The organism is Aquimarina pacifica, assembly GCF_000520955.1.
GTDB lineage: Bacteria > Bacteroidota > Bacteroidia > Flavobacteriales > Flavobacteriaceae > Aquimarina > Aquimarina pacifica.
On sequence record NZ_JACC01000071.1, the window covers coordinates 1 to 7,745 of the forward strand.

The 7,745-nt window shown below is 36.6% G+C and carries 3 protein-coding genes; all 3 read right to left on the reverse strand.

Annotation, left to right across the window (positions count from 1 at the left end):
* A partial coding sequence (locus DZ60_RS23645; RefSeq protein ID WP_161634455.1) for a PA14 domain-containing protein occupies positions 1-3,840 on the reverse strand: 3,840 nt, incomplete at its 3' end.
* A gap of 105 nt (positions 3,841-3,945) precedes the next feature.
* Positions 3,946-6,780 carry a carbohydrate-binding protein gene (locus tag DZ60_RS0121575; RefSeq protein ID WP_025744089.1) on the reverse strand — a complete coding sequence of 945 codons (2,835 nt, stop codon included), beginning with the start codon at positions 6,778-6,780 and terminating at the stop codon, positions 3,946-3,948.
* 60 nt (positions 6,781-6,840) lie between these two features.
* Positions 6,841-7,745, reverse strand: a 905-nt coding sequence (locus DZ60_RS23650; RefSeq protein ID WP_206538661.1) for a T9SS type A sorting domain-containing protein, incomplete at its 5' end; no start/stop codon positions are given.

The window sequence follows — 7,745 nt, forward strand, 5'->3', positions numbered from 1 at the left end:
TTGTACATCATTGTATATATTGTCTCCATCATTTCTGTCTCTAAACAGTGGGTGCTGTTCTAATTCATCGCAGATGTCAACCACACTAAATTGAGTTCCGTTGATTGTAACAACTTTGTCATCCAGGTTATGATCAAAGTTTGTACTACACCAGCAAAAACCATTTGCTTCATAACTATCATGCCAAGAAACTCCTCCTGGGTTTAAAGTGATATCTCCACAATCCTCAACCAAATTTACATGTGCGATATTATACTCACAATCATTTTCTGCATATCGTGCTGCAAGTTCATATTCTGCAATATTTAATCCTGTAAAACTATAAGAACCAGAGTTATCATTGACTGTTACTGGATACGAACTCCCTCCATCAATACTTAACTGAATTTGTGTATGCGCACTAGAATTTGCAAAGGATACAATAATCTGCCCATCATTGTTGCTACAACTTGGGTTTACATGACTTACAGTGATACCATTAAAAAAATCAGAACAGTCACCAGTTCCATCCGTAACGCAGTCCGAAGCAGATACATTAAGTCCCGTTACTTCTATATAATCAATATTACCAAGTCCAGAAGTATTAGTCGCTTCAAGTCTCACGTCTTTAGCTCCACCGGATAAATTAATGGTTACTGATTCTGTATCCCAAGAAGTCCAACCTCCTGTGGCATTAAAAGCAATATTACTTACCACAGTGGATCCATCAACAATCAATTTTGCTGATCTATCGCTTGAACTTGCATAACTCCAAGTGAAGGTATATGATCCAGCGGATCCATCAATTTTCCAATCGATACCATTAGCTGTTGCATTATCTGTATTAGTAAATCCTGTTCCTGTATGTCCTGCATGATTATTATCAATCGATCCATCTGCGTTACAGAACCCTACTGCATCTTCCTGAATCGTAATCGTATTGGTATTCGTATTTGGTGTACCGGCATACACTTCAACTTCTGCCAATGATAAAACATTAGTTCCATTTAGCTGAATTTTAACGATACTTCCATTGGCTCCATCTGCATTTACGGTAATAGATGGGTCAGGGTAGGAGGTAAATGATTGTGAGAAGGTAATATTACCAGAGGCATCAATTACAGAAACTGTAAAATTTGTTAAACGATCCATACAACAGCTATCGGTTCTATTAAATATATTAATGTCACCAATATTCTGATTAGATCCAAGATCTACTTGCCACCATGGATTTGTTTCAGATTCTGTATGTGTTACAGAACCTGTGGACCAATTACCGTTTGTATTACCATCGATTGCTCTAGAAGCTTCACCGCCGTGTGCCTGTGATGTTGATGATTGTGTTGCTGCACCATTTAATGCCAAGTTTCCGCTAGTATTAACTTCATTTACTGTTAAGGTTCTTGTTACATTCGGAGCGGGGTTATAAGTTGTGTTACCCGCTTGTGATGCGGTAATAGTCGTAGTACCATCACTTACAATACGAATATTACCATTTACAATAGTCGCTACAGAAGTATTAGAACTTGTATATGAAACCGATAACCCAGAACTTGCTGTTGCTCCAGGAGCGAAGTCTGCATCTGTAACATTTTTTGATGCTAAAGCTCCAAAAGATATTGTTTGATCTTGTTTGGTAGTACCGTCATCTTCAGAAATAGAGATGTCCGATATCGTATACACTTCACCTGCATAACTTGTATATGCATTAACTATAATTTCAATCGTATTACCACTAATGCCACTTACGGAAACGGTCTTTTCTGAAAAAGCATTTACGTTTTCAGAAAGTATTTGTTGCGAACCTCCATTTACTTTATAATACGCATTTAGATAATCTGCATCTTCCATGGATCCAACTCCTTCTAAATTCATAGATACTTCTACGTTTGAACCACAAGAGATATCAACAATTCCGGAGCTATAGTTTACTGTCTGATCTGTCACAGTAAAGTCATTATCACTCCAAGGAAGAGAACATCCAGAAATAACAGGAGTACCGTAAAGATTTAAAGATGTTGTTTTAGATATTCCAGGACCAGCATAGGATACTGATAAGGTATTGCCTCCTGTTTTTTCGAAAAACTCGACACGAATTTCATGATACCCAGCTTCTAAGCAGATGTTTCCAGATTCTTCATTAGCGCCGTGCAATCCATCATTAGAAACCACTTGATTTCCATCAATCCATAAGGCAGAACCATCATCAGAAGTTGTGTAGAAGGTGTACTCTCCTTCTGTTGGTACATTTATATACCCATCAAAAGTTAATCCGAAGTTATCGACACTAGAAGCGTTACTAAGATCAATCGAAGATGCTATTCCGCTTGAAACTGCTGTAAGTGAATTAAAATTTGGTAACAAGTCCCAAGAACCTTCATAATAACTATAATTGATTCCTGATACCAGACCAGATGGAGGAGTAACGTTTGAAATGTAGTTTGTACATCCTGTTGTTGTATCTGAACAATCAATCTGTGAAATATCGTTATTTGAACCATTATTGGCAATCACCTGACCGTTTGTATTAATAACACTGGAGCTTACTGTTGAATAAACCTCAATAGGCATTCCTGTACAATTGTTTAGGGTAACACCAGAAGCCGAACCCGTTCCTAAAGGTGAAAATGGATTTACTGCGGTTGGTCTTGTCGCCCCTAATAAAATTTTATGATCTTGAGTTCTAGTTTGGTTTTCCCATTTCGTGAGTGTCACATTGTGATTGTTCCCAGCAATAGTAGCTATAGCATGCAATGTTGTAGTAGGAAGCGTTGGCATTAATGCTAATTCTACATCAGAATTATTACCTGAGAGGTACAACAATGGGCCGTTTACTGCATCACCACGACTATTTTCGATGGTTGCATCTGCAACGTTATATCCACCTTCACAACCAGTTGCCTCACAATTTTGAATCAACATTGGGCCTCCATATTCTAAAGCAAAACCAACACGTACATTCTTGGCAGTGCAATTTACTAAGGTTATTCCAGCAGTATTAAAACCTGTAGCGCCCGATCCATAAGCACGATAACCGTCCTCACTCAAAGATTTAGTGTAACCAGGCGTTATTACCTTCTCCCCATCATAATTAGGCCAAACCGAAGCGAAATTTACACCATATGCTAGTCCCGAAGTTTCAGCTAACATCTCATCTGTTGTACGAGTTACAGCTTCTACATGACAATCTTGAAAATAAACATTTCTACCACCTTGAACAGCAATCATGTGTCCAAATGCTTTGGAGTAAACTGAACAACCTATAAACTTGCAGTCTAAGCCTTCGACTATCATACCACTATGTTTTTTCATTCCTACCAAATTTGTACCGCCTTTTCCTAATAAATCGCCATAGCCGTATGGCGAAGAGCCAGCCACATTCAAGGTCACATTTTCAAGTGTAATATAATCTCCAGTGACAGTCATTAAAGCAATTCCTGGGTTTGCTGGAAGACTATTCCCCGTATTGGTAACTGTTAAGCCTTTTAAATTGATATTACTTCCTGTTAAATGAAATTCAATACCTCTGCCTATATAGCTCAATAATGATGTAGGTATGTTAATAGTCACGCCTGTAAAATCAAAAGTGTTATTACTTCCACTAAACCTAAGCATGGCTTTTCTGTTATATGCATCTGCAGGGGTTTTGCTATCGATATTTGCTGGTGTGAGATAATCACCAATATCATATACTCCAGCTTGCATGACAATATTCTGGTTTGATTTACTTACTGCCTCAGCTAATTCAGTAACACTTGAAATAATAGTTTGTCCATAGGAACTAAATACTGTTATAAAAAGTAGTAGAAATATTGAGAAATTAGTTTTTCTTTTTTTTAATAAACAAAATTTGTTTTTCATAACATAAATTGATTTAGTATGTTTTTTTGGGGATTGTTTTTTTTTCATCATTTCGGAGCTTTAATTGGTTACTTAGTTTTGGGTTATTTTTTTACTATTTTTTCACTATTTTTTCACTATTTTTTTGACAATATTATTCTCCATATTTTTAATGTTTACTATATACATACCGGCATGTAAATTTTCTAGGTTTATTGTGTTTACACCACCCGTAATATTTTTTGAAGCAACGACTTGTCCCGCAATATTGATAATATTTGCAACCCCATAGGATTGAGAGGTTGCCACCTCAATAGTCATAACATTTTCAACTAGGGTAGGGTATACGAGTGCTTCATTGCTAGGAGTTAGATTTTTTGAACTGTAGCTATCCGCTGAAAATTCTAGCCAATTAATATTAAACAGATACCCACTACCACCATTAAATACTAAATAGATATCCTGAACTCCTGCGGTGTCACTTATAGCAGCACTTAGCGTTATCCATTCTTGGTTTCCTCCTGTATTCGAAACAGAGGTACTTCCTATGAGTGTTCCTGTTGTACTTCCGGTTCTTACCTCAATAGTTCCACCGGTAAAATTACAGGCGATTCTTAAATCAACACTTTGAGCTTCTGTTAAATCAACTGCATCAAAACGCAGCCAATCTCCATTGTTGATCCATCCAACGTTATCTGTTCCTTCTGAGCTTGCCTCTGTCTGAATTCCAAACATTCCATCATAATCCTCTGCTTCTATTCTTGAGAACGAAGCAACCTGACTACTTCCTGTCACTTTTATGTTTGAAATCGTATAGGTTTCGTCTCCATAACTTGTTTTAGCAGAGATACTAAGTTGAATTGAGTTTCCACTAATTCCAGAAACAGAAACTGTTTTTTGAGAAAATGCATTTGTGTTTTCAGAAAGTATTTTTTGTGCACCTCCGTCAATCGAATAATAGATATTTAAATAATCTGCTGTTTCCATAGGGCCCACTCCAGAAATATCCATAGATATAGTTGCGCTGGATACACAAGAAATATCAATAGATTCAGATTCGTAATTCAGAGTTTCCTGAGTTGCTGTAAGTGTATTTTCACTCCATGGTACGTCACAATCGTTGCCTATATTATCATTAGAAAACTGAAACCAATTTATATCCAACAAATAGCCAGATCCTCCTGTAAAAACGAGGTAGATATCCTGGGCACCACTAACCGAGCTAATAGTTGCCGTCACTGTTTCCCAAGAAGTCCATGATCCTGTATTCGAAACCTCTAAAGTCCCAAGTAAATTGCCTGTTGCATTCCCTAGTCTTATCTCAATAGTTCCACCAGAATTACCGCTTGATACTGATGCGGAAATTGATGATACCCCATTCTCAAAATCTACATCACTAAACATAATCCAATCTCCATCTTCTATATAACCTACATTACCACTTGCAATCTGTATTCCATATTCATTACAATAGTCTTCTGCTTCTATTTGTGCAAAGGCATTAAAGTCACCACAAACTATTTGCCCCGTATCACAATCATCCCAATAATTAATTGAGTTACTTGTGCCATTATCAGTCACTGAACCACATGTGTAAATATCTACATTATCCGATCCCGGTCCTAAATCAACAGCAACATTACTATGATTATATAAAGCGCCACCAGAAAAATCAGTGGTAACCTGATACATTAAATTACTGCCTTCTTGATGACGAAATGATCTATGACTTCCTAATCTAATAGCTAAATCAGAAGGGACATCTGTTGCCGCTGAATACATAGTAAATGTTCCTCCTGTTACACTAGCAATACTCTTGGATCCATTATAATAACCATTTTCTGGATCTATAAGTGTAATAGTACCTTCTATACCACTAGCACCATCAATAATAGGACCGTATGCAGCGTCTGCTTTACAATTAACAATATCACCACTTCCTATTCCAAATCCAAACTCATTCCCTATTGATGTAACATTCTCTACATATCTATATCCAGAACCTTGTGATATGGTACAAGCTGTTCTCGTATTTTTTACTACAGTATTCAAAACAGTCACATCATTGGTACCTCTACTATAAGATACTCCGTCAATAAACGTTTCTCCTGCGTTATATGCGCGAATTCCCGCTTCACAGAGAGCAATCATAAAACCAGATGGTAGTTTATATCCCCAGATAGTCATAAAATCTAAATCATCCGCAGTACTACCAGTACCCTCTTCTTTCAAAATATCATCTGTAGAACGCATTTCTCCCTCGATATAACAACCATCAACTGTTGGATGGTTAGCGGCTTGAAAGAAAACACAATGACCAAAAGCCCTATGAATCATGGTTGTATTTTTAAGCGTATTGTAGTCCCCTCTAATTAGGATTCCACTATGCTTTTTTAGACTAACCATTGCACCACCTCCTTTACCAAAGATATCTCCGTACCCATAAGGAGAAGATCCTTTTGCGGTCACTGTAAAACCATCTATTACATTATTTTTACCATCCATTACGATGCTATTTGCACCTCTGCCTGGTGCATCATAAACAGAGCCAATATCAGTTAATGTTAAATTTTTTAATACGTTATTATTTCCTCCTATCCGAATTTCATAAACATCTACATTCCCAAAATTACTTAGCACTTCTGTTTCCACATTTATGACCACATTAGTAAAATCAAATGTGCTATTATTACCCATGAAAGGAAATAATGTATAAACTGTTCTGTAATGATCTTCATACATTCCATAGTTACCTGCATTATCTGCAGTAATTGTATAAGTTCCAGGTGCTAACTTTATATTAACATTATCATCATCTAAATAGGGTTGAAGGGCTGCTAACGAATTTACCACCGTTTGACCATTCATCTGAAAACTTGCCATTAATAATAGTACTGTTACAGCGAGTAAAGGCTTGAATGTAGTTTTAAGAAAATTAATTAGATGTGATATTTTTTTCATGGCTAAATGTATAAATTGAATATATGATTGGTTATAACGGTATTTACTACGTTATTGCTTCTATTTCTGAATACTAATTTTTTCGAAATATGATTTGGTATCAGTAACTACCTTTAGAATATAAACACCACTTGCAGGATTTTGGAATGTCATAGTGCCACTTCCGTCATTAATTACAGTGGAGTCTATTACCTGTCCTGATAAGTTTATAAGTTGTACTCTTGCTGTTGAGGTTTCTGGCAAATCAATGGTTAGCATATCAGAACCAGCTAGTGGATTTGGATAACATTTTAAACCAATTTCATTGTTAGATAGACTTAGTTTAGCACACCCCGAACCTGTCACTTCTGGTCCTGTTATTTCTAAATAATCTATATTTCCTAATCCATAATTCGTAGTTGATTGTAGTCTTACAGTTTTAGCCCCAGCAGATAATGAAACCGTAACTGATTGTGTGGTCCCCCATGATGCCCAGGCACCTGTAGAATTAAATTCGATATCTGAAGAAACAGTGGTTCCGTCAATAAGTAAGTCAGCGGGTCTGTTACTTGTAGAAGCATATCTCCAGGTAAATGTGTACGATCCCGCAGCACCATCAATTTCCCAATCAATACTATTACCCAACGTATTTGCGGTATTAGCAAATCCTGTTCCTGTATATGAACTGTGATTATTGTCTATCGTACCATCAACAGAACAAAAACCTGTTTCGTTTTCTTGAATCGTAATGGTATTATTTTCTTTTGTATCTGTTACTTCTGTAATTAAGAACGATTCCCAAGTACCATTTCTATCATCACCAACCATTTTTACAGCTCCAGTATTGTCAATTTGCAATCTTTTGAATTCTGTATTGACAGCGGGTAATGTTAAAAAATAAGTATTTGCTATAGCACCTTCAGTAAGATCATAATAAGTCCAAGATCCACTTGAGGATGTTGGTTGCATATCGGCATCTTCCTGTT

Bases quoted from the DNA above. Each gene is read 5' to 3' on its own strand.
- DZ60_RS0121575 (WP_025744089.1), bottom strand. From the start codon at position 6,780: ATGAAAAAAATATCACATCTAATTAATTTTCTTAAAACTACATTCAAG.